This is a genomic window from Peptoniphilus ovalis (assembly GCF_018919265.1).
Classification (GTDB): Bacteria; Bacillota; Clostridia; order Tissierellales; family Peptoniphilaceae; genus Peptoniphilus_A; species Peptoniphilus_A ovalis.
In genome coordinates, this window is the sequence record NZ_JAHLQO010000001.1 from 120848 (window position 1) to 145387 (window position 24540).

General features: G+C 31.5%; 22 protein-coding genes. 5 read left to right on the forward strand and 17 right to left on the reverse strand.

Annotation, left to right across the window (positions count from 1 at the left end):
• Positions 1-16: 16 nt before the first annotated feature.
• The 5 genes from KQI68_RS00580 to KQI68_RS00600 form a co-directional block, all read right to left on the reverse strand.
• Positions 17-523, reverse strand: a complete 507-nt coding sequence (locus KQI68_RS00580) for an NUDIX hydrolase (protein ID WP_216548000.1) — start codon at positions 521-523, stop codon at positions 17-19.
• 121 nt (positions 524-644) lie between these two features.
• Positions 645-2237 (reverse strand): CTP synthase, encoded by a 1593-nt coding sequence (gene pyrG, locus KQI68_RS00585; RefSeq protein ID WP_216548001.1) that lies wholly within the window; start codon positions 2235-2237, stop codon positions 645-647.
• 8 nt (positions 2238-2245) lie between these two features.
• Complete coding sequence (locus tag KQI68_RS00590) at positions 2246-4318, reverse strand: glutamine synthetase III domain-containing protein (RefSeq protein WP_216548002.1); 2073 nt, start codon at positions 4316-4318, stop codon at positions 2246-2248.
• 136 nt (positions 4319-4454) lie between these two features.
• Complete coding sequence (locus KQI68_RS00595; protein WP_216548004.1) at positions 4455-5684, reverse strand: sensor histidine kinase; 1230 nt, start codon at positions 5682-5684, stop codon at positions 4455-4457.
• Positions 5684-6376, reverse strand: a complete 693-nt coding sequence (locus tag KQI68_RS00600) for a response regulator transcription factor (protein WP_216548006.1) — start codon at positions 6374-6376, stop codon at positions 5684-5686. Before KQI68_RS00600 ends, KQI68_RS00595 begins: the two co-directional genes overlap by 1 nt.
• Positions 6377-6449: 73 nt before the next feature.
• On the opposite strand from KQI68_RS00600, the gene KQI68_RS00605 reads away from it, so the two are divergent.
• Positions 6450-7373, forward strand: a complete 924-nt coding sequence (locus tag KQI68_RS00605; RefSeq protein ID WP_216548007.1) for a YihY/virulence factor BrkB family protein — start codon at positions 6450-6452, stop codon at positions 7371-7373.
• Here the strand turns inward: KQI68_RS00605 and KQI68_RS00610 are convergent.
• From KQI68_RS00610 to KQI68_RS00620, 3 genes are all read right to left on the reverse strand, one after another.
• Positions 7370-7975 carry a ComF family protein gene (locus KQI68_RS00610; RefSeq protein ID WP_216548009.1) on the reverse strand — a complete coding sequence of 202 codons (606 nt, stop codon included), beginning with the start codon at positions 7973-7975 and terminating at the stop codon, positions 7370-7372. The genes KQI68_RS00605 and KQI68_RS00610 overlap by 4 nt on opposite strands.
• The gene (gene recD2 / locus KQI68_RS00615) at positions 7959-10136 is read right to left on the reverse strand and encodes an SF1B family DNA helicase RecD2 (RefSeq protein ID WP_216548010.1); all 2178 of its coding nucleotides are present in this window, start codon (positions 10134-10136) and stop codon (positions 7959-7961) included. The genes KQI68_RS00610 and recD2 overlap by 17 nt, the downstream gene beginning before the upstream one ends.
• Positions 10137-10268: 132 nt before the next feature.
• Entirely contained in the window at positions 10269-10661 is a 393-nt protein-coding gene (locus KQI68_RS00620; protein ID WP_216548012.1) for an ATP-binding protein, read from the reverse strand.
• 179 nt (positions 10662-10840) lie between these two features.
• Here KQI68_RS00620 and rd point away from each other — a divergent pair, with 179 nt between their 5' ends.
• Positions 10841-11002 (forward strand): rubredoxin, encoded by a 162-nt coding sequence (gene rd, locus KQI68_RS00625; protein ID WP_216548013.1) that lies wholly within the window; start codon positions 10841-10843, stop codon positions 11000-11002.
• Between the two features lie 446 nt (positions 11003-11448).
• On the opposite strand, the gene KQI68_RS00630 is transcribed toward rd, so the two are convergent.
• The gene (locus tag KQI68_RS00630) at positions 11449-12714 is read right to left on the reverse strand and encodes a Glu/Leu/Phe/Val family dehydrogenase (RefSeq protein WP_216548015.1); all 1266 of its coding nucleotides are present in this window, start codon (positions 12712-12714) and stop codon (positions 11449-11451) included.
• A gap of 358 nt (positions 12715-13072) precedes the next feature.
• Here KQI68_RS00630 and KQI68_RS00635 point away from each other — a divergent pair, with 358 nt between their 5' ends.
• Positions 13073-13957 (forward strand): YitT family protein, encoded by an 885-nt coding sequence (locus KQI68_RS00635; protein WP_216548017.1) that lies wholly within the window; start codon positions 13073-13075, stop codon positions 13955-13957.
• A 30-nt stretch (positions 13958-13987) separates the two neighbouring features.
• Here the strand turns inward: KQI68_RS00635 and trxB are convergent, their stop codons facing one another.
• On the reverse strand, positions 13988-14935 hold the full coding sequence (trxB, locus tag KQI68_RS00640; protein ID WP_216548019.1) for a thioredoxin-disulfide reductase: 948 nt from the start codon (positions 14933-14935) through the stop codon (positions 13988-13990).
• Between the two features lie 81 nt (positions 14936-15016).
• On the opposite strand from trxB, the gene KQI68_RS00645 reads away from it, so the two are divergent.
• Positions 15017-15910 carry a DUF2207 family protein gene (locus KQI68_RS00645; RefSeq protein ID WP_216548021.1) on the forward strand — a complete coding sequence of 298 codons (894 nt, stop codon included), beginning with the start codon at positions 15017-15019 and terminating at the stop codon, positions 15908-15910.
• A gap of 19 nt (positions 15911-15929) precedes the next feature.
• Here KQI68_RS00645 and KQI68_RS00650 read toward each other — a convergent pair whose 3' ends face one another.
• Genes KQI68_RS00650 through KQI68_RS00660 form a run of 3 tightly spaced genes read right to left on the reverse strand, consistent with a single transcriptional unit; the run spans position 15930 to position 17970 of the window.
• On the reverse strand, positions 15930-16493 hold the full coding sequence (locus KQI68_RS00650; RefSeq protein ID WP_216548023.1) for a GNAT family N-acetyltransferase: 564 nt from the start codon (positions 16491-16493) through the stop codon (positions 15930-15932).
• 8 nt (positions 16494-16501) lie between these two features.
• Complete coding sequence (locus KQI68_RS00655; RefSeq protein WP_216548025.1) at positions 16502-16921, reverse strand: PaaI family thioesterase; 420 nt, start codon at positions 16919-16921, stop codon at positions 16502-16504.
• A gap of 14 nt (positions 16922-16935) precedes the next feature.
• Positions 16936-17970, reverse strand: coding sequence for a DNA polymerase IV (locus tag KQI68_RS00660; RefSeq protein ID WP_216548027.1), 1035 nt, complete (start codon positions 17968-17970; stop codon positions 16936-16938).
• Between the two features lie 79 nt (positions 17971-18049).
• Here KQI68_RS00660 and KQI68_RS00665 point away from each other — a divergent pair, with 79 nt between their 5' ends.
• A complete protein-coding gene (locus tag KQI68_RS00665; protein WP_216548029.1) occupies positions 18050-18679 on the forward strand; it encodes an HAD family hydrolase in 630 nt (209 codons plus the stop codon).
• 799 nt (positions 18680-19478) lie between these two features.
• Here the strand turns inward: KQI68_RS00665 and KQI68_RS00670 are convergent.
• Genes KQI68_RS00670 through KQI68_RS00685 form a run of 4 tightly spaced genes read right to left on the reverse strand, consistent with a single transcriptional unit; the run spans position 19479 to position 24419 of the window.
• Positions 19479-21254 carry a thioredoxin domain-containing protein gene (locus KQI68_RS00670; protein ID WP_216548031.1) on the reverse strand — a complete coding sequence of 592 codons (1776 nt, stop codon included), beginning with the start codon at positions 21252-21254 and terminating at the stop codon, positions 19479-19481.
• Positions 21251-22186 carry an NAD(P)/FAD-dependent oxidoreductase gene (locus KQI68_RS00675; RefSeq protein WP_216548033.1) on the reverse strand — a complete coding sequence of 312 codons (936 nt, stop codon included), beginning with the start codon at positions 22184-22186 and terminating at the stop codon, positions 21251-21253. Before KQI68_RS00675 ends, KQI68_RS00670 begins: the two co-directional genes overlap by 4 nt.
• A gap of 8 nt (positions 22187-22194) precedes the next feature.
• Positions 22195-22800: a histidine phosphatase family protein gene (locus KQI68_RS00680; RefSeq protein ID WP_216548035.1), complete on the reverse strand. Its 606-nt coding sequence runs from the start codon at positions 22798-22800 to the stop codon at positions 22195-22197.
• Positions 22797-24419: a MutS-related protein gene (locus tag KQI68_RS00685; protein WP_216548037.1), complete on the reverse strand. Its 1623-nt coding sequence runs from the start codon at positions 24417-24419 to the stop codon at positions 22797-22799. The genes KQI68_RS00680 and KQI68_RS00685 overlap by 4 nt, the downstream gene beginning before the upstream one ends.
• Positions 24420-24540 lie beyond the last annotated feature (121 nt).

The following is a 24540-nucleotide window of genomic DNA, read 5'->3' on the forward strand; positions in this document are numbered from 1 at the left end:
CCTATAAAAAAACGCCTCACTTGAGACGATTATTTAAAACATTTTTGAAAAATTTTTCATAATAACTTAGTCCAATAAAACTGCCCCTTTGAACCATTTGCATTATTTCATCACTCGTTGCAAGAGTAGCGTCCATAACCTCTTCCTCTTGTAAAGTAATCTCTTCAAGTGAAATATTTTTTCTAACTAAAAAAATATGAAATATTGTATTTTTTTCAACGATAATTCTCTTAAGTCTAAGTTCTTCTTCTGAGATATCAATTCCAAGCTCTTCTTTAAACTCTCGAACCATTCCCTCTTTAGGCGTCTCGCCTGAGATTACAGAGCCACCTGCAGAACAATACCACATCCCTGAAAAGGATTTTTTGTTAAGAGATCTCCTCTGAATAATAAATTTATTATCATCTCTTAAAATCCAGCCCTCAGAAATAATATGATACTCGTTTCGTCTTAACCTCGTGCCTTTTTTAATTGCTTTTCTTTTCCATTTACCGTTTTTATCATATACGTCCCAATATTCCACTTTAAAACTCCTCATGACTATTTTACACTATTTGTAGGTAATTTTAAAGATAGATTGATGTTTATAAATTATAATTTTAGATTAAAAAAGAACTATCTTAAATTAGATAGTTCTCAAAAATTTATTTATTTTTTATAGCCGCTTTTATAAATCCATTAAATAGTGGATGAATTTTTGTAGGTCTTGATTTAAATTCTGGATGGAATTGACATGCAACAAAGTGAGGATGGTCTTTAAGTTCTATTATTTCAACTAAGTCCTTGTCTTCATTTATTCCAGAAAATACTACTCCAGCCTTTCTTATTTCGCCTCTAAAGCTGTTGTTAAATTCATATCTATGTCTATGTCTTTCTTTGATTTTTTCTTCGCCGTAAAGTGAATATACATAGGAATCTTTGTCAATTGTGCAGTCATAATCTCCAAGTCTTAATGTTCCTCCAAGATTTTCAACTGTCTTTTGATTTTCAAGTAAATCAATCACTGGATAAGATGTTTCTGGGTCGATTTCTGTTGAGTTAGCACCTTTAAGTCCAAGTTTATTTCTCGCAATATCAATAAGTGCAATTTGCATTCCGTAGCATATTCCAAAGTAAGGAACATTGTTTTCACGAGCGTATTTTGATGCCTTAATCATGCCTTCAGTTCCACGAGAACCAAATCCACCTGGCACGATAATTCCATTTAAGCCTTCTAAAATCGACTCATCTTCTTCGATTTCTTCAGAGTTAATCCATTTAATCTTTACATCAACTCCATTTTCGCATCCCGCATCTTGTAGTGCTTGTGTTACAGAAAGATAGGCATCGTGAAGGCTTACATATTTTCCGACAAGACCAATAGTAATTTCGCCCTTAATATCTTTAAATCTCTCAACCATTTTCTTCCATGAATAGTTGGATTCTGGTTGATTATTAAGTTCTAGCTCTTTTAAAATATAATCATCTAGTCCTTGTTCGTGGAAAACTAGTGGCACTTCATAAATTAAATCTACATTTGTTGATTGGATAACTGCTTCAACTGGAACGTCGCAGAATAGAGAAATTTTTTCTCTCAAGTCTCTTGTTACAACTCCATTTGAACGCACAATTATTACATCAGTCTTTATACCATTGCTCATAAGTTCCTTAAATGAGTGTTGAGTTGGCTTAGTCTTTAGCTCATCTGATCCAGGAATATTTGGCACAAGAACTGTATGAACAAATAATACATCAGACTTTTCATTTTCTGAGTGAATTTGTCTAATTGCCTCTAAAAATGGCAGTGACTCGATATCTCCAACTGTACCGCCGATTTCAGTGATTACAATATCTGCACCAGATTCTTTGGCAGCTTTATAAACTGCATTTTTTATTTCATTAGTAACATGAGGGATAACTTGAACAGTAGCACCATTGTAATCGCCACGTCTTTCCTTTGCAATTACCCTTGAATAAACCTTGCCTGTTGTAATTGATGCTCTTTTAGTAAGCTCTTCATCGATAAATCTTTCATAATGTCCAAGGTCTAGGTCAGTTTCTGCACCATCCTTAGTTACAAAAACTTCTCCATGTTGATAAGGACTCATTGTTCCTGGGTCAACATTAAGATAAGGGTCGAACTTTTGCATAAATACAGAAAGTCCCCTCTCTTTTAAAAGTCTACCAATGCTAGCTGCAGAAATCCCCTTGCCAATTCCTGATACAACTCCACCAGTAACAAATATAAATTTAGTCATAATTCCTCCTAATTTAACGAATTAAAAATGTCCTCATAAGTTGGCAGATTTAAATTATCCCTTGAAATCATAGTTTCCATATCATCTGCCACTTTTCTAATTTCTAATAACTTTGTCTTTATATTTTTTTCAACATATTCCGCTCTTTTTTGAAGTTCTTTGATTTCACTAGCGTGGCTTAAAAGTGTCTTAAGGTTTTCTTCTTCCGCCATTAGCTTTTCAACTCTATTTTCTATTCTATCATATTTTGTGCTAAGGGCTTTATTATTTTTAAAGGAAAGTACTTTTGATAAGTCTCTCATCTCTTTAATACCAGCAGGTGTGATGTCTTTTTCAATCATATCTACAAGAGTCTTAGCCTCAAGGGTGTGGTAGATTACAACTTCTTCAAGATAAACATCATAGCTTGCCTTTAATTCCTTTTCAGTGTAAATATTTCTCTTTAAGAAAATATCGCTGTAATCAAAATCTTTTAAAGCCTTTAGAGCATCAAAATAAGTCTTGTGATTTGGAAGACCACGCTTTTCTGCTTCAACTTTCCACTCATCAGAATAATTATCTCCATCACAAATTACTCTGCCGTGATTATTCATTATATCTTTTACAATTTCTATGATTTTTTCACGTAATTTATTTTCATCATTTTCTAAATCTCTTATCTCTTCATAAATTCTTGAAAGAGAATCTGCAATTGCACAGTTAAGAGTGATATTTAAATCAGATCCAGTTTTTGAAGAACCAAGCATTCTAAATTCAAACTTGTTTCCAGTAAAGGCAACAGCTGCAGTTCTGTTTCTGTCACTTGAATCTTTAGGAACATTTAAAAGATTGTAGCCTTCGAAGACTCTCTTGTTTTCTTCTTTATATTCCACTCCATCTCTAATTGAGTTAAATAATTTCTCCAAATCGCTTCCAAGGAAAACTGAAACAATAGCTGGAGGTGCTTCGTCCGCTCCAAGTCTAAAATCATTAGAGGTTGAAGATGCATGAAGTCTAATTAAAGTTTGGTATTTGTCCACTGCCTCAATAAGAGCAGCGGTAAAAATTAAGAAAATATTATTGTGATATGGATCATCGCCAGGGTCGAATACATTTAGACCATAATTTGTAGTAATGGAATAATTGTTGTGCTTTCCAGAACCATTTACTCCATTAAAAGGCTTTTCGTGGAAAAGACAAACCATATCGTGTTCAAGGGCAGTTTCCTTTAAAATATTCATAAGGAGTTGGTTGTCATCAATTGCAACATTTACATTTTCAAATAAAATTGCCATTTCAAATTGATTTGGAGCAACTTCATTGTGTTCAGCTTCAGAATAAATTCCCAAAGCGTAAAGTTTTTTATTGACATCAGTATAGAAATCATCAACTCTTCTTGGAATTTGACCAAAGTAGTGATCAGATAACTCTTGTCCCTTAGGAGAAGATGCTCCCACAATAGTTCTGCCAATATTTTTAAGGTCGCTTCTCTTGTTGTAAATTTCCTTGTCAATTAAGAAAAATTCTTGCTCAAGACCAACCTTAACCCTCATTCTGTAAGCATGAGTTTCTTTATTAAGCATATTTACAATCTTAATTCCCTCTTCGCTTAAAGCTTTAGTTGAATCAATAAGAGGACCTCTCTTGTCTAGCTTTTCGCCATTGTAGGACATAAAGATTGTAGGAATATAAAGCACATCTCCAATGATAAAAGAATTAGCAGTTAAGTCCCAATAAGTATAACCACGAGCTTCAAAAGTTGATCTCATGCCGCCACTTGGAAAAGATGAAGCATCAGGCTCACCCTTAATAAGTTCCTTTCCAGAAAATCTGTTGATAGGTTCATTGTCAGAAGTTCTAGAAATAAAAGACTCGTGCTTCTTCGCAGTGTGACCACTTAGTGGTAAAAACCAGTGAGCAAAATGAGTAGCACCATTTTTAAGAGCCCAGTCTTTCATAGCATGAGCTATGGCATCAGCTGTCTCTCTGTCTAAATTTTTCTCATCTCTTAGAGCATCCTTCCACTTTAAATAAATTGGGTAGGGAAGATATTCCTTCATTTTCTTTTTGTTAAAACTATTAATACCAAAATTTTCTATCATATTACACCCCTTGATAAAAACAAAAAAATGGCAGTAAATTAATAACTGCCATTATGAAAAAACTTCTTTGGTTTCTTTTTATTTTATTTTAAAAATTATTTTTTGTCAATAATTCATCTATTCACTTTAAAATTTTTTACTCTCTTATTTCTTCATAATCCTTAGATAATCTTACCCTTGCGATAAAAAACTTCTCATCACTATTGATTTTAAGTTTTGCATCAAGTATTTCTGTTAGATTTCTAACTATGTGAAGTCCAAGGCCTGATCCTTCTGTATGTCTTGATTTATCTGCTTTTACTAGTTCTTGGAAGAGGTCTTTGCTATTTTCTATTTTTTCTATTGGTTCATTTTTTATATAGAATTCTACACTCTCGCCCATTTCTACAACTCCGCAGTAGACTTTTGTGCCAATTTTTGAATATTTTGCGGCATTTGAAAGCAGATTTTCTACAATCCTTACAAATAAATTTACATCTGTATAAATTAGTATTTCATCGTTTTCACTTTCGTAGACAAAATCTAAATTATTTTTTGTAAATAGGCTGTCGTAATCTAAATATATTTGAAGTACTAGTTCGTTTATTTCAAACAGTGACCTTTCAACTTCTATATCTTTGGTATTTGTCTTTGATGCAAATATTAAATCTTGTATCAGTTCTTTAAGCCTTGTGGAATTTCTATTTAATACATTTATAAATCCTTTTGCTTCTTCGTCCATCTCTTCTTTTGTTGTCAGTAAGTCAGAGTAATTTATTATTGATGTGAGAGGTGTCTTTAAGTCGTGGGAAATATTTGTGATTAAATCCATTTTAAGCTGTTCTGATTTTAGATTTTCTTCCATCAACTTTCTGTCACGTTTTTTAAAGTCTTCCATTAGATTTGTTATTTCATCAAGATATTCGTTTTGAAAACATTCTGGTATGTTAAATTCATAGCCATAGAGTATTGATTCTACAAGTTCTATGGAAAGTACATTTTGTGCAAACTGCATCTCCACTGTTATAATTGCTCGAAGTATCATAAATAATAATACATTTAAAAGTGTGATGTCGCCTGGAATTAGGCTGTAGAAAAATGCGTATAGAATAATCATTGTCACATTAAGAGTTCCAAAGATTGTGAAGTTTTCAAAATGTTTATACTTAAACAAATTGTAGGTTAAGATTGTGTCAAAAAATCTCTTTCTATAAATTTTTACGAGAATTATGACAAGTGAAACAGTTATGGAAAATATAAAATAATTGTTAATGCTTAGGAGCTCTCCTATTATTATCGCTGTCAAGATTATATTTTCCACAAAAACTCTGTCAATTAAATTTGTCATTAGTTCTTGAAGTGATTTTAATAAATCTCTAAGAAACATTATTTTGCCTCGATTTTATATCCCATTCCATAAACTGATTTTATTAAGTCAGGTTTTCTCGGGTTGATTTCTATTTTATCCCTTAAATGCGATATGTGAACAGAGATAATTTTTCTAACATTTATCGCTTCTTCTTCCCAAACAAGTTCATAGATTTCATTTGATGAGAAAACTCTGCCAGGATTTTTCACAAAAAGCAGCAAAATTTTATACTCGTAAGGTGTCAGGTTTACTATTTCATCTTCCACCATTACTTCTTTTGATTCATCATTTATTGAAATTCTTCCAATTTTAATATTTTCTGTATTTATATTAGATGCTCCAAGGGAGAAATATCTTCTAATGAGTGAGTTTACCCTTGCGTTTAGTTCAACTGCATTAAAAGGCTTAGTTATATAATCATCTGCACCTACATTAAGTCCTATGATTTTATCTGTTAGTTCGCTCTTTGCAGACAAGATTATTATTGGAATATTTGTCTTTTCCCTCATCTTAATAATAAGGGTGATTCCATCCATTTCTGGCATCATGAGATCAATTATTGCAAGGTGAATCTCTTCTGTATTTAAAATTTCTAAGGCATCTTTTCCATTTAATGCTGTGTATACATTGTAGTTGTCTGATTTTAAATATATTGCGATGGCATCTAAGATGTCTTTTTCATCATCACAAACTAGAATATTGTACTTCATTTTATCATCCTTTATAGTTTTAGTTCATTGTCCTCATTTAAATTATACTATATAATAATTAGAGAGGTGACCAATGAAAATATTAAAAAATTTTATCGACAAGAATAAAAACAAAAAATTTTTTACATTTTTTGATAAATTTCTTTATCGAATTACTGACCACGATACTTTCGCCTACGGTGCGAGTTTAACATATTTCTTAGTATTATCTATTTTTCCATTTTTAATTTCTTTAGTTAATGCTATTAACTATTCTGGAATTCTAGATCCAGAGTACATCATAAATTTTATGGATGTACTGCCAGCAGATATTCAAAGAATTGTACTTAATTTCTTAAAAGAATTAAATAATTCATCTTCTGGAAGTTTTTTGACTATTTCTTTTATCGCAGGTCTTTTTACTGCATCTGGTGCAGTTAATAAGCTAATTAAAATCATCAATCAATCTTATGGTTTTGACGAAAAGAGAAATTTTATTGTGCTAAGACTTACTGCTTTATTTTTCACAATTGCACTAATCGTCATGATATTTTTACTAGTCTTGACACAAATTTTTGGTGGAATCATCTATTCAAATATTATGAATTTTTTGGAAATAGACAATTCTCTATTTGATACAATTTGGATTATTGCAAAAAATGCAATTCCAGTGATTTATATGATTATTACTTTTGTGCTATTATATAAATTTTCTCCATCAAATAGCAAGAAAAATATGATTACATTTAAGGGAGTTATTCCTGGCGCAATTTTTGCAACTCTTGGAATGATTATTGCATCACTTGGTTTTGGATTTTATGTATCTAATTTTGGAAATTATTCCGTAACTTATGGCTCTCTTGGAGGTATTATTGTTTTCTTAGTTTGGCTTTATTTGATTTCTGTAATTATTCTTATAGGCGCTGAAGTAAACTCCACTCTTTATTCAATGAAGTACTTCCCAACTCTTAACAAATGGCCAAGAGGAGACTCAATATTTAAGGGAATTTTAAATTAAGCAATTTTTGTGGCTGCAATTAGTGCAGTCACTTTTTTAATGCCAGCATTTTTACTAGCACGAGCAAGTTCACTAATTGTGCTTCCTGTTGTTATAATGTCATCTACTATAATTATCTCATCTCTGTAATTTATCACTTCGAAGGAATCTTTTAAATTCTTGCCTCTCTCTTCTTTGTGAAGTCCATGCTGATCTTTTGTGGCTCTTGTCTTTTTGAAAACTTCTACAAATTCTATGTCGATTTTTTCAGCGATTTTCTTTGCAAGTATCTCAGCATGATTAAATCCTCTTGTTTTTAATTTTTCCCTATGCATGGGAACAAAGGTCATTACTCCACTAAATCCGCCTTTATAAAATAGAGCTTCTGCCATTAAATCTGCTATTATATCGGCACACTCCATCTTGTTTTTAAATTTAAAATCCAGTAGTAGTTTTCGCATAACTCCAAAATAATTCGCAGCAATTATAATATCATCTACATCTTCTAAGAAGTCATAATTAAAGGGCGGATTTTTAATTATTAATTCCTCACAATTTTCGCAAAGTCCACTGCGACTCACTGAAGTTTTACAAATTGGGCATCTATTATTTTTTAACAGCACTTGCAACCTCTAATTTCTTACACAAATTGGAATATCTGTGCTTTGTCTTGTTATTATTAATCATTTGTACTAAATATTCGCTTCTACCTATTAAAACAACTGCTTTTGATGCTCTCGTAATGGCAGTATATATTAAATTTCTCGTAAGAAGAATTGGTGGCGCCCAGTAAAGAGGAATGATTACAATTGGAAATTCCGAGCCTTGTGACTTGTGAATTGTCATGGCATAGGCAAGGGATAGCTCCTCCACATTGCTTGCTTCGTATTCAACTTCTCTAACTGAGTCAAAAAGGACTGTTAATTTTTTATTCTCTTTGTCAATTTTTGAGATGTAACCCATATCGCCATTAAATACTCCCTTTTCAGACTCTTCGTAACAATCTGATGAGAGTTTAGATTCAAGTTCGTAATTGTTTTTCGTTTGAATAACTCTGTCGCCAAGTTTAAATTTTCTTCCGGCAATTTCTACAAATTCTTCTGATTTGTTTAGGTGATCTTGAAGCTCTTTGTTAAGATTTAAAGTTCCGTGAACTCCCTTTTTTGTTGGAGTTAAGACTTGAATATCGGATTCCTCAACATTAAAATAATTTGTAAGTCTTGATTTTACTAAGTCTTTTAAAGTTTCAAGGCCTTTATTTTCTCCTCTTTCAGAAATCATAAAGAAATCTCCGCGATTTAGAATAGGCATCTTTCCATGATTTATCAAGTGAGCATTTTTTACAATCATTGATTCTTCTGATTGTCTGAAAATTTCTTCGAGATTTGCAAATTCTATAACTCCTGATTTTAAAATATCAGATAGTACATTTCCCGCTCCAACTGATGGAAGTTGATCTTTATCTCCTACAAGTATTAGTCTTGTGGGTGGATCAATTGAAGTTAAAAGTGTCTCCATTAAGAGAATATCCACCATACTCACTTCATCGACAATTAGCACGTCACATTCAAGTTTTTCAACTTCTTTAAAGCCTTCTCCACCAAATCCAATTTCTAGGAGTTTGTGAATTGTAAAGGCATCACGACTTGTCTGCTCCTTCATTCTCTTTGCAGCACGACCTGTTGGAGCTGCAAGTTTTATTTTTTTATCCATGGATTCAAATATATCTATAATAGCCTTTAATGTAGTTGTCTTACCAGTTCCAGGCCCTCCGGTAATTACAAAAACTCCTCTATTTATTGATTTTTTTACAGAATCTCTTTGTGATTTTGATAGTTTAATCTTTCGAAATTCTTCAATTTCAGAAATTTTTGCATCAATGTCAATATCTTCATCAAAGGAAATGTTTAAGTCGTTTAATTTCCCTGCTACATAATTTTCTGCTTGAAGATATCTTGCTATATAGCAGTTGTAATCTTCTCCATCTTTCTCAACAAAGAAATTTTTTTGAAGTGTTAAAGTTCTTGCAAGTTCATCAATGTCGTTAAATTCAATATCTAGAAGTTTTTCTGTCGCCTTTATTAATTTATCCATTGGAAGATAGGAATGCCCATCTGATGTTGCAAGCATAAGTGCGTATTTAAGTGCTGCGATTTTTCTCTCGTCAGAATTTTTATCAAACCCTAAATTTTTTGCGATTTCATCTGCCTTTTTAAATCCAAGACCTCGCACTCTTCCAATTAAATCATAGGGGTTTTTCTCTACAATATTTACTGACTCTTCGCCAAACTCTTTATAAATTTTTAAAATTATTGCAGAGGATATATTATAATTTGAAAAATACAAAAATATTTTTCGCATGGCATATTGCTTGTCTAGCGCCTCTTTAATATCTTTGAACTTCTTCCTACCAATTCCCGTAATGGAAAGAAGTCTTTCGGGACTATTTTCAATGACATCTAAAGTTTCGTCTTTAAATTTATCTACAATTCTCTTTGCCATTTTCTCGCCAATATGAGGAATCATCGCACTTGATAGATAATTTATTATTCCCCTTTCAGTTTCAGGGACAAGCTCTTTTATCTCATCAAAGGCAAACTGCTCTCCATATTTTGCATGATATGTAAAATCTCCACTGAATTTGTAGCTTGCACTAGTTCTAAAAATAGTTGCACTTCCAACTACAATTACCTCGCCATCTTCTGTGGAAATTAGGGCAACAGTATATCCATTTTCTTCATTTCTAAAAATAATTTTCTCCACAATTCCCTCAAGAGAAATCATATTAACACCTCAATGATATTGTATCAGTTATTTGAACTTATTAAAAACAATTTATCTATTATATTAAATATTTGCAATAAAAAAACCTTGAAATATCAAGGCTTTTTTGGATATGTAAAATAAACATAAAATTTAGAGGTATTTTATGGCTATAACTTCGTTATTATTTAAAATTAATTTGTCAGTAAGAGCTTCAACTATTACAAGTCCTCTGCCATTACAGTGCTTTTTCGTGCAATCATACAAAGAGGTATCAAACTCTACACCTCTTCCTTCATCTTTTACAATTATTTTTAGAAAGTCTTCGTTTAAAATCAAATCAAGATAGACCTTCTTATTTAAATCTTCACAATTGCCGTGCATGGCACCATTTATTACTAATTCATTTAGTATAACTTTTATATCAAATAATTTATCTTCATCTATAATATATGGGTTTAATTTTGAAATTGCTGTATCTAAAAAGGTTTTAATTAGTGATAAGTCACTATTCACAAATCCTTTGTAATTATATAAAGTATTCATAATTCTCACTCCACTTAATATTAAAATACCCAATAATTAAAGTTTTTAACAGGATAATTTTTTCTTATGATGCTGTAATTTGAGTAAAATTTAAAATTTACTTTATTATATTGGCTCAATTGGGTATAATTAAAATAGCTCTTGCTAATGCAAGTAATTTTTAGAGGAGGAAGATTAAAATGAAAAAATATGAATGTACACTTTGTGGATATATTTATGATCCAGAAGTAGGCGACGAAGATAATGGAGTAGAAGCTGGTACAGCATTTGCTGACCTACCAGAAGATTGGGTTTGTCCACTTTGTGGAGCTGAAAAATCAGACTTTGAAGAAGTAGAATAATAAATACAAAAAACACCTTTAAAGGTGTTTTTTTGTTTTGTAATTATAATGGAAATGAGCTTTCTTTTAACTTTTAAGGCTGCCCTCGCAAATGAAACAATAAAATATGCAGACAGCCCTCGCTGAAAAACAAAGGGGCAGAGGCAGCATCTAAATAGCATATGAGGACAGCCCCTTATAAAATTTTAAAATTTAATTTTCATGAAGGTTTAATAATGAAAAAATATTAAATTAATAGGAAGGGACAGCCCTCTAGGACACGCGGCAGCTTGCTAAATTAGAGCAAGAAAAGAAACAACAAAAGAGACAAGGAGGACAAGTCCCGAGTTTCATAAAGCTTATTCTTTTATTCCAAGTTCATTCTTCTCAAACTCTGAATATAAAAATTAAAAAACAAAAAAAGCTGCAATAATTGCAGCTTTTTTTAATCTAATTTAAACTTGGGATTAATACCATCCTCTAAGTTTCATTGCGTGGTCTATTGATTTAATAGCGTACATGTAAACTCCTTCTCTAGGAACTACATCAAATTCATCACATACGTGGAATACGCCTTCAATAGCTTTCATCATGTCAGCTTCTTGTTTTTCTTCAACTTCAGCTTCTGTCCAGTACATTCCGTATTGGTTTTGTACCCATTCATAATAAGATACTAAAACTCCACCTGAGTTAGTTAAGATATCTGGTGTTAGAGGAATTCCTTTTTCAGCAAGAACCTTATCTCCTTCTGGAGTTGTAGGACCATTTGCAGCTTCACAAACTAGTTTACAGTTAAGTTTTTGAGCAACTTCTCCTGTAATTACATTTTCAAGTGCTGCTGGAATTAAGATATCCCATTCATGTGTCCAGAAATCATCAGAAGAGATTTTTTCTGCATTTGGATATCCTAGAAGTGTGTGGTTTTCTTCTTTATATGCTAGAAGGTCTTTAAAGTCTAATCCATTTTCATTGTATAGAGCGTAGTTTCCTTCTTTTTTGTCCCATTCAGCTACTGCGTAAACTTTTCCGCCTTGTCTTTCAATGTTTTTACAAGTGAAAGATCCAACGTTTCCGAATCCTTGAACTGCGATTTTAGCGTGAGCAAAGTCTACTCCTTCACGTTTAGCAGCTTCTCTAGCAACTACTGCAACACCAAATCCTGTTGCTTCGTTTCTTCCTTCAGATCCGCCAAGACCAACTGGTTTACCAGTAAATGTTCCGATGTCTTGTCTATCTCCATTAAGTTTAATGTATTCATCGATAAACCAAGCCATAACTTGTCCATTAGTTCCAACGTCTGGAGCTGGGATGTCGATTCTTTCTCCAAGATATTTGTAAAGTCCTCTTACCCAACCTCTTGCAAGTTGTTCTAATTCTCTATCAGATAATTCTGATGGATCTACAGCGATACCACCTTTTCCTCCACCGTATGGAAGACCAAGTGCTCCACCTTTGAAAGTCATCCAAAGTGAAAGAGCTTTAACTTCGTCAAGGTTTACTGCTGGGTGGAATCTAACTCCTCCCTTTGCTGGACCTACAGCTGTTGAGTGAGCTGAACGCCAACCTTTAAATGTTTTAACTGAACCATCGTCCATTTTAACTGGAATAGAGATTTCAATTACTCTTTCAGGTTCTTTTAGAATTTCATATACTGCTGGATCGCAGCCTAGTTTGTCACAAGCAGCCTTTACCTTTTGTTGTGCGGCTACTAATGGATTTAATGTATCTGTCATCTTAAACACTCTCCTTTTCTTATGTACCATTTTTATGATAACAATTTCATCTGTCATTATTATATCAAAGACATTTTTTTACTTCAAGAGAGATTTATAAGTTTAACTAATTGTTAGATTTTATAAAAATCAATTTTTATTTTGTTTTTATTTTAGTAAAATATCTTCATTTCGTAAGTTTTAATAAATAATTATTTAATTTTTGTTATAAAATTATAGTTTTCAGTCAATAAAAAAATTTGCAATTTTTATTTTTTGTTTTTACAATTTTAATTGACATCCTTTTCATACATTTTAAAATTTGGAATTATTTGAAAAAGATATATAATGGTATAAAATAATTAATAGGAGGTGCTTAATGAGTTTTAAAAATCTAGATTTAAGAAGCTGGATTTTTTCCAAGACATTTTTTAGAAAATTAATGTCAGTACTTATTTGTAATTTAATAGTTGGTTTTTCCATTGTATATATAATTAGGCCTAATGAACTTATTTCAGGTGGTATGACTGGTCTTTCAATACTTATTGCAAACCTAACTGGTTTTAGTTTACCACTATTGGTATTCTTTCTAAACTTGCCAACTTTTATACTCAGTATAATATTTTTAGATAGAGATTTTACATTCTTCTCAGGTCTTTCAGTGCTACTTCTTTCTCTATTTATTTCTTTTTATCAAAATTTACTACCAGGATTTCATCTTACTAAGGAGCCAATCCTTGCTTGTTGTTACGGCGGGGTGTTAAATGGAATTGGTGCAGGTATTGCATTTAGAAGCGGTACATCAACTGGTGGACTTGATATAATAGCTGCAATTTTTAAAAAGAAATTTAATATTTCTGTTGGCAATGTTTTAATGGGATTTAATTTACTTATTGTATCTTCACTGGGATATTTATATTCCTTTGACAAGGTGCTATTTACTTTAATACTTATGTATATTAACTATTCAGTTATAGATAAAATTCAACTTGGCGTTGGAAAGCAAAAGCAAGTGTTTATAATTTCTGAACATAACGAAGAAATGGCTGAGTGCATTCACGAGGAAATTGGTCGTGGCTCCACTTTTATAAATGGAGTTACTACTTATAGGAGAAAAAATATCTACATACTTTATGTAGTTTGCTCTTCAAGGCAACTTGTCAAGGTGAGACAAATTATTCGAGAACACGATCCCGATGCCTTTGTTTCTGTGTCTGATACATCTGAGATATTGGGCAAGGGATTTAAGGAGATTTCTTTATAAAAATAAAGCAGGTATTAGTACCTGCTTTTCTTATGCTTTAAATCCTTCGTAAAGATTTCCTTCTTCTTCGTCTATATATTTTTGTGCGTTCATTGCTGCTACTGCACCATCTCCTGCCGCATTTACTACTTGGCGTACTGTTTTTTGTCTGATATCTCCTGCTGCAAATACTCCAGGGACATTAGTTCTCATTTCGCTATCAGTTTTGATATAGCCATCTTCAGTGATTTCAACCTTGTCTTTAAATAAATCAGTTTGTGGAATATATCCGATAAATACAAAAATTCCAAATGGTGAATCTGATTTTATAGATTTTTCTTCACCAGTCTTAGTATTTTCTAAAATCATTTCATTTACAATTTTATCGCCCTTGATTTCTTTAACCTGGCTATTCCAGATAAAGTCAATCTTGTCGTTGTTAAATGCTTTTTCTTGTAAATCTTTTGATGCTCTAAGTTCATCTCTTCTGTGAATTATATAAACTTTCTTAGCAAAATTAGTAATAAAAATTGCCTCTTGAACAGCAGAGTCTCCACCACCAACTACATATACATCTTCATCTTCATAAAAAGCTGCATCACATGTAGAACAGTAGCTTACACCTCTTCCCTTGTATTCCTTTTCGCCAGGTGCTCCAATTTCTCTCGGGCTAGCTCCAGTGGCAATGATAACTGTTTTTGCTTCATAATCTTCAATATATCCCTTGATTTTTTTAACTTCGCCATCAAGTTCAACATCAGTAACTTCATCCATTACAATTTTTGCACCAAACTTTTTAGCTTGCTCAGCCATTTTCTTTCCAAGTTCAGCACCTTCTATACAATCAATTCCTGGATAATTTTCAACATTAGTTGTCTCAGCAATTTGTCCGCCTTCAAGACCTTTTTCTATAATAAGTGTTTTTTTCTTACTTCTTGCAGCGTAAAGACCTGCAGTTAAACCCGCTGGACCCCCGCCAATGATAATAATATCGTACATCTCATCCCTCCATCTATTCATTACTTTAATTATACCCAATTAAAAATTTTTAACATATGATATAATTTAATTGGTGATAAAATGGATTTGAATTTAAATATTTCCTTTTCAAGCTTTGTAATTACTAATGTTTTAATGATTGTTCTTTCTCTATTTAATTTGAAAGTATTGATAAAAAAGAATAATTTAACTAATAGTAAAGATGTTGATTTAAAATATTACGAAAAAAGTTATTTTTATAAGGGTGGAAACTACATATACGACAGTATAATTTCAGTTTTAGTTTCACTTTTTTCAAGAAATAAAATTGATATTAGTAGAAAAGATTATAAGGCAAGAAATGGCGAGATGAAAACTTCTTATGAAATAAAAAAAATAGACAATAGCGGAATAGATGATTTCGAAGAAAAATTACTGGACACTTTATTTTCTTTTTCTGATGGCGAAGTTATTTCAACGAGAGCTTTAAACAATACAAGAAAAACTTCTCCTGATGATTACAACAAACCCTTTAACGAACTTATTTATTATCTAGAAGGCAGGATGAAAGACTACGGACTTATTAGTCGTGAGAAAAGTACTTCAAAAAGTGTTTTAAGTTTTGTAATTTTTTCATTTTTATTTTTAATAGGTGCTGTAACTGTTTATAATGGCCATTATTTTGGAGCTATTAGTATAATTCTTTCAATAATACTCTACGGATTTTTAATAGCAAGCTTTTCAAAAATGACTGATAGCGGCAAGAAAAAATTGAGAAAACTTGAAAGCTTGGAAGAAAGTCTTAAAAAACTTGATTTAAAAGTAGATAATCCAACACTTGTCGCAATTGGATTTGGTCTAAAGTATGAAAATATTAAAGAAATTTATAAAAAATCCAGTGAAAATGGAATGGGAATATTTTTTGAAGATGATAAACTTTTCTACGATACTTTTAAAACAGCATTAGTGGGTAATTTTTTATTAACTAGAAATTAAAAAATTGTAGGCATCATGTCTACAATTTTTCTTTTTCATAATCAATTTTTATAAGTCCATAAACATTGGCATCCACAATTCCTCTGTTGTTAAAGTCATTTGCCAAAAGTTTTCCCTCAAATTTCAAACCACATTTTTCCATAACTCTTCCTGAGGCAGGGTTATTTGGATCAAACTGCGATTCAATTCTATTAACACCGACTTCCTCAAAGAAAAACCTAATAACTTCTCTAAAGGCTTCTGTGACAATTCCCATATTCCAAAAATTTCTACCGATGCAATAACCCATGTGGACCTTGTCTATTCTCTCATCTAAACTTCCCACAGAAATTGTTCCAATAACTTCTCCAATCTCTTTAAACTCAATTGCCCATTGATAGAAATTTTTCTCAGCATAATTATTTATCCACGAATTTATTACATCTTTGCTCTCATCTAGATTTTTATGAGCCTTCCAAGTTAAAAATTCAGTAACTTTTTCATCGCTCATCCAGTTCTTATAAGCAAATTCAATATCTCTTTCTTCAAACTTTCTTAAAATAAGTCTGTCTGTCTCTAAACTAGCTGTTCCCTTATTATTCATAAATTCCCCTAATCAAAAATATTTTCTTCAACTTCTCCAGTATTGTAAAAAGTGAAAGTCCCCTTGGCAAGAATTTTATTATAACTTGTGTAAGCTGTTGCTTCTACTATTGCTGTTTTTCTACCTTTGTGTATCATCTTCGTCTTCGAGAAAATTTCTTCTCCCACTGGTACATTTGATATAAAACTAATGCTTGAATTAAGCGTTACAACTTTCATTCCTTCTATAAAACAGAGAAGTCCCGATGCAGTGTCAAGAAGGGAAAAAAGTTCGCCACCGTGAATCATTCCGTAAATATTCTTTTGATGAGAGCCTGGAACCATTTTTAAAACCAAGTCATCTCCAACTAAGTTTACAAATTCCATTGAAGAATATTTTGTAAATTCATTGCTTTCAAATAATTTTTTTACACTTTCAATATTTTCCATAAATTTTCTTCCCCCTAAAAAAATGAAAGTTGTCTCTTGTTTAAATCTGTCAAATTTGAAACAGTTAGACCAATTAGTCTAAGCTTTGAGCCTTCATAAGAATCTTCAAAAATTTCAATTGCCTTTTCATATATATCATCTTCTTCAAAAACTGCGAGCTCATAAGTCTTTGACCTGGTCTTAACTTTGAAATTTTCATCTTTCATCTTCAAAGTCAAAGTATAGCCGGCAATTTCCTTTATTATTAAATCTTCAGAAATTTCTTCCGCAAAATCTTTTAAATAATTTTCTAAAATTTTTCTAGAACTTGTAATCTCAAAAGTAGATTCAGTGCCTAGGCTTTTTCGAATAGTTTCTGGTGTGACCTCTCTCTTGTCAATTCCGCGAATCCTGTTGTAAATTTCTTCTCCTGATTTTTTAAACATTCCCATTAGAAAATCCAGCGGAAGTTCATATAAATCTGCCACAGTATTTATTCCAATATTTCTTAACTTTGCTTCAGACTTTCTGCCAATTCCGTGAATCTTTTTAATATCAAGGGGAAGTAGAATATCAGGAATATCAGATTCTTTTATAATTTTTATCCCCTTGGGCTTGTTCCAATCACTGGCAAGCTTTGCCAAAAATTTATTATAACTCATGCCACAGCTGACATTTAAACCAGTCTTTTCACGCACCTCATTTTGTAGAACTTTCAAAAAACTCTCATCATAATCTATTCCAGTAACTGCAAGATAGGACTCATCAATTGAAACTTTTTCAATCTTATTTGAATATCTTTTTAAAACATCAAAAACCTCACGAGACTTTTCTAAGTATCTTGCTCTTCTCATGGGCTTAATAATTAAATGATTGCATAGATTTTTTGCCATATACATTGGCATTGCTGAGTGAATACCGTATTTTCTTGCAACATAATTAGCCGTAGTTACAACACCATGATTGCTCTTTCCACCTACGACTACTGGTTTACCAATTATGCTTTTGTCATCTAATTCTTCAACTGATGCGTAAAAGGCATCAATGTCAACATGAATAATAATTTCCATAAAACATCACAAGATTAGTATATCATATTTAGATTTTAAATAAGCTCTGTATTTGATATAATCAGCTAGAGGTGCTCAATTGAAAAAAACAGTTTATCTTTATGACTTTGACAATACAGTTGTGGACTGCGAGTCCATAGTAGAGCTTTGGAAATACGCCTACAGAAAGAAAAAACCTATTAGAAAATCCACAAGAGATTTAATAATAGCTTACTTTAAATCAAATGTAAAAAAAGATTTCAAAATTACAAAAAACGCAATGGTTTCCATACTTAAATATTTCACAGATGATGAGATGCGTGAATTTGTAGTTGACTTTTTGTTGCCAAAATTTGTTTTTAAAGAATTCGAAGAAACTTTTGCAACACATGAAGAAGATTCAGTGAAAATACTTTGCTCAGCATCAGCAACTAATTATTTAAAATATGTAAAAGAAGTCTATGACTTTGATTACATAATTGGAACAGATCTCGATTTAAATTACAAACTCCTCTATGAAAACAATAAAAAAGAAGTTAAAGTGGATAATATAAATAATCTGCTGAAAAGAGAGGGAATTGAAATAGACTACACAAGTTCAAGAGGCTATTCAGATTCCTATAAAGACGATAAATATATGCTTGAGTTGGTGAATTTGAAATATCTTATAAATTCTAAAGTCGTGGAAGAGGGATATGTAAATTTATTTTGGAGAAGGAAGAGTAAGTAGGGTAATTTTAAAATAATTTTTAATTATATAGATTAATTTTATTTCTTAAAGAAATTTTCTAAATCAAAACTTTAAATCCTTATTGGAGGGGCCTTAGGGCGTCGTGTATGCCCTTAGCCCCTCCAAACCACCCCAGAACACCCACGACGTACTGGAGGTCCAAAAAAATCAGTCATGCTAAATTTTCAAAACTCGTTCGCTTCGCTCTCTCAAACAATTGAAAATTTTTTACGCATTACTGATTTTTTTGCTTATGAGGCATAGTTGCCTACGTTACTATTTAATTAGTAAGGGACAGTCCCAAGCTAGATTAGGCTTAACTTTAACTAACCAAAATTTATTAAGAAGTGTTATAATAACTCATCATACGGGACAGCCTTTATATTTTTTAGGGACTGTCCCTGACTGGTTAAAAAGGGGACTGTCCCATTTTTAATTTCATAAATCGACTTTTGTGAATTAATAATTTAATAATATAATTTATTTTTAATTAAATTATTAAAAGCTATGAGCTTTTATTCTTCTTGGGAAGGGGCGGCTAGGCCTTCGGAATTGGCCTCGCCCCTTCCCAATAAAGAATAAAACCTTTGGTTTAAAATTAATTTTAATAATCGATAAAATTATTTCTTCAGATGGGACAGTCCCAAAAATCATCCAAGAAGTCTTGCTTGTTAAAAAGATTTTATTTTTATGCAGACAGCCCTAAAGGGCAGCCTGTTAAAGTCTAACTCTGAAAATTTTTAAACTTATATAAATTTCAAGAGTTATTAATATAAAACTTTATTATTTTAAAATATTTTTATAAAATATAATCTTCAATCATAACCGCTATTTCATCGTAGGATTTTTCACCTTTAAATTCAAAGACTTTCTCTCCATCTTTATAAAGCGAAACTTGCGGAAGTTGATAGATTTCATATTTGTCTGCAAAGTCTTTATTTTTATCTAAATCCATGTAGAAACAATTCACTTCTCTAAATTCTTCTTCCAACAATATTTCTATTACTTCAATCAACTGATCACAGTGTGAACATCTTTCTGCTCCAAATACCACAATTGCATTTGAAAGTTCTTTAATAGTCTCTTTAAAGTGACTTCCTGAAATATTTTTAATTCTACTTTGATTTCTTCTTATGACTTTTTTATTTTCTTCCAAATCCTTAACTGATTCAGACTCTTGTGAAAGTGGGTCAATATCATTTGAAAGTTCTGCATCTGCTACATTTGTTACTTCAACTGATTTAAAATCTCCAGCTCCTTTTAATTTAAAATATGACGCGTCTTTTATTTCTTCTATATCATTTTCAAAATCATCTACGCCTAAATATTCATAAGGATATCTGTAAACTCTGTAAATCATGTTGTTCTTTAGCACATTTTCAGTGTTAGTTCTGTATGGACAAGTCCACTGCCAAACTATTTCTTTATCCCTAGTTATCTCTATTACAAGCCCTTCTGTCGCCAAAGTAATTATTGTATTTCCATTGGGAAGTCTTTGCAAATTTCCACCATAAGGCGAATAAAATTTATATCCATTAATTGGAATAGAAAATCCAAAGTCCCTTGGATCAACTGACCACTTGACTCCAAGTGTTACGGGATTTATTTCGAGAATTCTCGAATAATGTCTTACATAAGGAAGAAGTCCCGATGGCGAAGTAAGTGTTGGGCTTCCGTAGCCACATCTTCCACCATTATCAAAGATAAGAAGATTTCCCTCTCCTTCTAGTCCCTTGGGAATAATGCTTGCAAAAGTTGAGCCCACAACTGGGTCTAGCTTTTCAAAATCAGAAAACATTGGACCAAGTTTATAGCAAATTCTATTTCTTTTCTTGTCGATTATTCCAATTATATTTGCAGCTCTTGCAGTAAATAAAATATTGTCAGGATGAAATCTCGGATCGCCTTGGTCATACCACTTATTTTCTCCAATTGTAGAAATTGAAGTTACATCTAAGTAGTTTCCTACAGGTTTTTCAGTCATTCTAAGGTTTGGGTTTCTGTAAATCACATTTTTTGCAGCTTCAGAAAATCCAAGCTCATCAAAATGTTCGCTAAAAGAAAATTTCCAAATTACATTTCCTTCATAATCAATTTCTAAAATCACATCGTCTAAAATTGTCTTATCAGAAATCCTCTCATCTACAATTTCATCATGAACTAGTAAAAGTGTGTTGGGATTTTCAACTATCTTTTCTCCAGGGTAATAATATCCAACGCTGTTTCCCTCTCTTTGAAAATCAGAATGTGCTCTAGCCATCCACTTAGGTCTGTAGCCTCTGTCTTCAAAAAATGTGTGCTTGTTAAAGCTCTTTTTCACATCGCCATCTTTGTCAAATTCTAAAAGACTTATTCCATCACTTACTCCAAAATCTGATGAACGAAATGAAGAAATACTCATAAAATTTTTATTTACAAGCATTTTAGCTGGCATTGGATTGACAGAAAATCTCTTGAGCTCTGTACCGTCCATTTTTGTAACTAGAGCACCATCTTTTGCCGTTGAAATTACATTTATTCCATTGTATGCTTTGTCTTTGTTGTAAACTACTGTACCCCTTGGATAAACTCTCATCTCTCACCTCTGGCCCTAATGTATCTTTCAGCATAGACAGATGCAATTGCACCATCGCTTGTTGCAGTTACAATTTGTCTAAGACTTTTGTCTCTAATATCTCCAGCTGCAAAAAGCCCTGCTGTCTTTGTCTCCATCTTATCATCTGTTTCTACAAATCCAAATTCATCTACATCTACTAAATCTTCTAAAAAATCTGAATTGGGACTCATCCCTGCAAATATAAATATACCATCAGATGTTAAAGTAAAGTTCTTATCAAGCTTTTCGTTGTGCACTTCAATTCCACTTACCTTGTCATCCCCAAAAATTTTAGAAAGTTTTGAGTTCCAAGTGTAAGAAACTTTTGGATTATTTTTAATTTTTTCAACTTCAAGAGCATTTCCATCAAATTCGCCCTCATCATGCATAATTATCATATTAATTGAATTTACAAACTTTGAGAGGTAATCGGCCTCTTCAAGAGCAACATCACCAGACCCAAGAAGGTGAATGTCCTTGTCTTTAAAATAATCCGCATCACAAGTTGAGCAGTAAGAAACTCCACGCCCTGTAAATTCATTCTCTCCAGGTACTCCCAAGACTCTTGAGCTAGTTCCTGTTGCAATAATTACAGCCTTTGCCTTGTACTCTCTTCTCCTCTTAGTTTTTATTATAAATTCATCATCTACCTTTTCAATACTTGTCACAGTTCCGTGGACAAATTCATTAGTAGAAAAGTTTTCGGCTTGTTGCCTAAATTCAGAGGCAAGCTCCCTTCCAGTAGTCTCAATAAAACCTGGGTAATTAACGATTTTTAAAGTGTCATTAATTCTTCCTCCATAAGAAAACTTCTCAATGATAAGAGTATTTAGCATGGACCTTCCCGCATAAGTGGCTGCACTAAGACCTGCAGCGCCTCCTCCAATTATTATTAAATCATAATTATTCACAATACACCTCAAATTGAATCAACTGAATTTTTTGGCGCTTTCTTTATAATTTTAAATTCGCCATCTTTATAATCTACTATGTTAAACTCGCCATTTCTTCTAACTCTATTGCTCCAAAAATCTTTCACTGCAATTTTTTCAATAATGTCAAACATTGCAACAATAGTTACACCATGAGCCACAATTAATATATTTTCATCCTCTTCTGGATAAATAGCCTCTTCAAAAAACTTTTCGACACGATTCATTAAGTCGAAAATACTTTCTCCATCATCTCTATTATATTTTTCAGGATGATTGAAATAATCATTGTAAAGCTCGCTATCTTCTACCTTCACATCTGTAATCTTTCTACCAGACCAATCTCCAACATTTATCTCGCGAAGAAGTGGAGTTGTTATAACTTCTCTATCTCCTGCAATTAACTTTGCAGTATCAAGGGCTCTTTTTAAATCAGATGAGTAGATTTTATCGAATTTAATGTCCTTAGATTTTTCTCTTAAAGACTTTCCCATTTCAATTCCCTTATCAGTGAGAGGAGAATCAAGATGACCTTGAATAATATCTTCCTTGTTCCACTCTGTCTCTCCATGTCTAGTAAAATAAATTCTCATCTATTCTCAAACTCCTTTGACATCCCCTTAGCTTCTTCTATAATCTTTTGCGGATAATTCAAGCTTTCTAATATATTAATTGCATTTCTCGTTTTTGTAGGTCCTTCCCTTAATAAATAATCAAATTTAATATCTCCATCTACAATTTCCTCTTCAAAATGCATATTTTTAAATTCATTCTTTAAAAGTTCTGTAAGTTCAATATCATGAGTTGCAGCAATTACATGATTTTCTTTTGATAAGTATTTTAAAGTAGCAGTAGCTGCTGAAATTCTATCTACTGTATTTGTTCCTCTAAAAATTTCATCTAACAAGATAAACTTTTCTTTATCATCATCTATCATCTTTTCAATAGCTTTTGCTTCAGCCATAAAATAAGATAAATTTTTCATTATAGAATCTGAAATATCTATAGCTGAAGTAACTATCATTGGCTTAATATTAAATTCTTCTCCAAAAAATATTCCAAAGGAAAGGGCAAAGACTGCATTAATACCACAAGTTCTAAGGTAAGTTGATTTTCCAGATGCATTAGAGCCAGTAAGTAAAATAGATTTATCCATATTTAAATCATTTGGCACCGCATCTTTTATCAATGGATTATATAATTTTCGCCCATAAATTCCATTTTCAAAGCTTGCATCTCTAGTATCATATGCTAGAGAAATTGATGTAACCCCTATCTCGCAGTCAATTTTTCCTACTAAATAATATAATCTAAAAATTTCTTCACGATATGATTTTAAATATTTTGCTGATTTTGTAAATTTTCTTGCTTCTGTTAAGAAGATAATATTTCTATAAGTTTCAGCAAAATCCATCTCTAGATTTCCAGATAAGTATTTAAAGGATTTTAGAGCCTTTCTTAAAGGTTTAATTTTATCTAGAATACTTAATATTTCTTTTCTCTCTTCTTCAAAAATATTAAAATTTTTATTTGCAATTTTTTCTGATGTAAAAATAATTGTTTTTAATTTTATTAATGCGCCTAACTTTCCCAAAGTTTCTTTGTTGAACTTTTTGTAAATATAAGTATTTATAGCTAGAAAAGTCATGGCAAATACAATTCCCAAAGCTTTGAAAAATATAAAAGTTATTAAAATATATATTATGCTAAAGGAGAAAACTTTAGATAGAATATCAAGCTCTCTTTTAACTTCTATATCTTCATCAATAAGTTCGATGACATCTTCTTTGAAAAATCCAATATTTGAAAGATAAAATTGCATCTTTTTCATTTCGGAAGTATTGGTCTTGTATTTCATTCTATTATTTTGAATTTTCAAAAGGTCTTCTTTATCTAAAACCAAGCTTCTAATTTTATAATAGAAATATTCAATTCCTAATTTTGACCTAAAGTGATTCATTTTAGAAATTATTTCGTTAAAATTTAAATCATCATATGTAATATCAGATAAATTTCCACCAAGTTTTTCATAAATTCCATTAAATTTAAATTTAATTTCATTTGAATGAATATTTCCGAAATTTTCATCAATTTCTCTTTTAATTATTTTTTCTCTTTTTTTATTTTCATAAATAAAATAGGCAAAAATTATAAATAGAAAAATTGTAATTAAAAATATAATTGTCAATATGTCTTTATTTAATAGATTCATATCCACCTCCAGGAATGTCTTAAATACATTATACATTAAAAAAAATTATTTTCTTAAACTAAGAATAAAAAAAACTGCCCCATGAAAATCACAGGGCAGTTAAAATATTTATTTAATTATT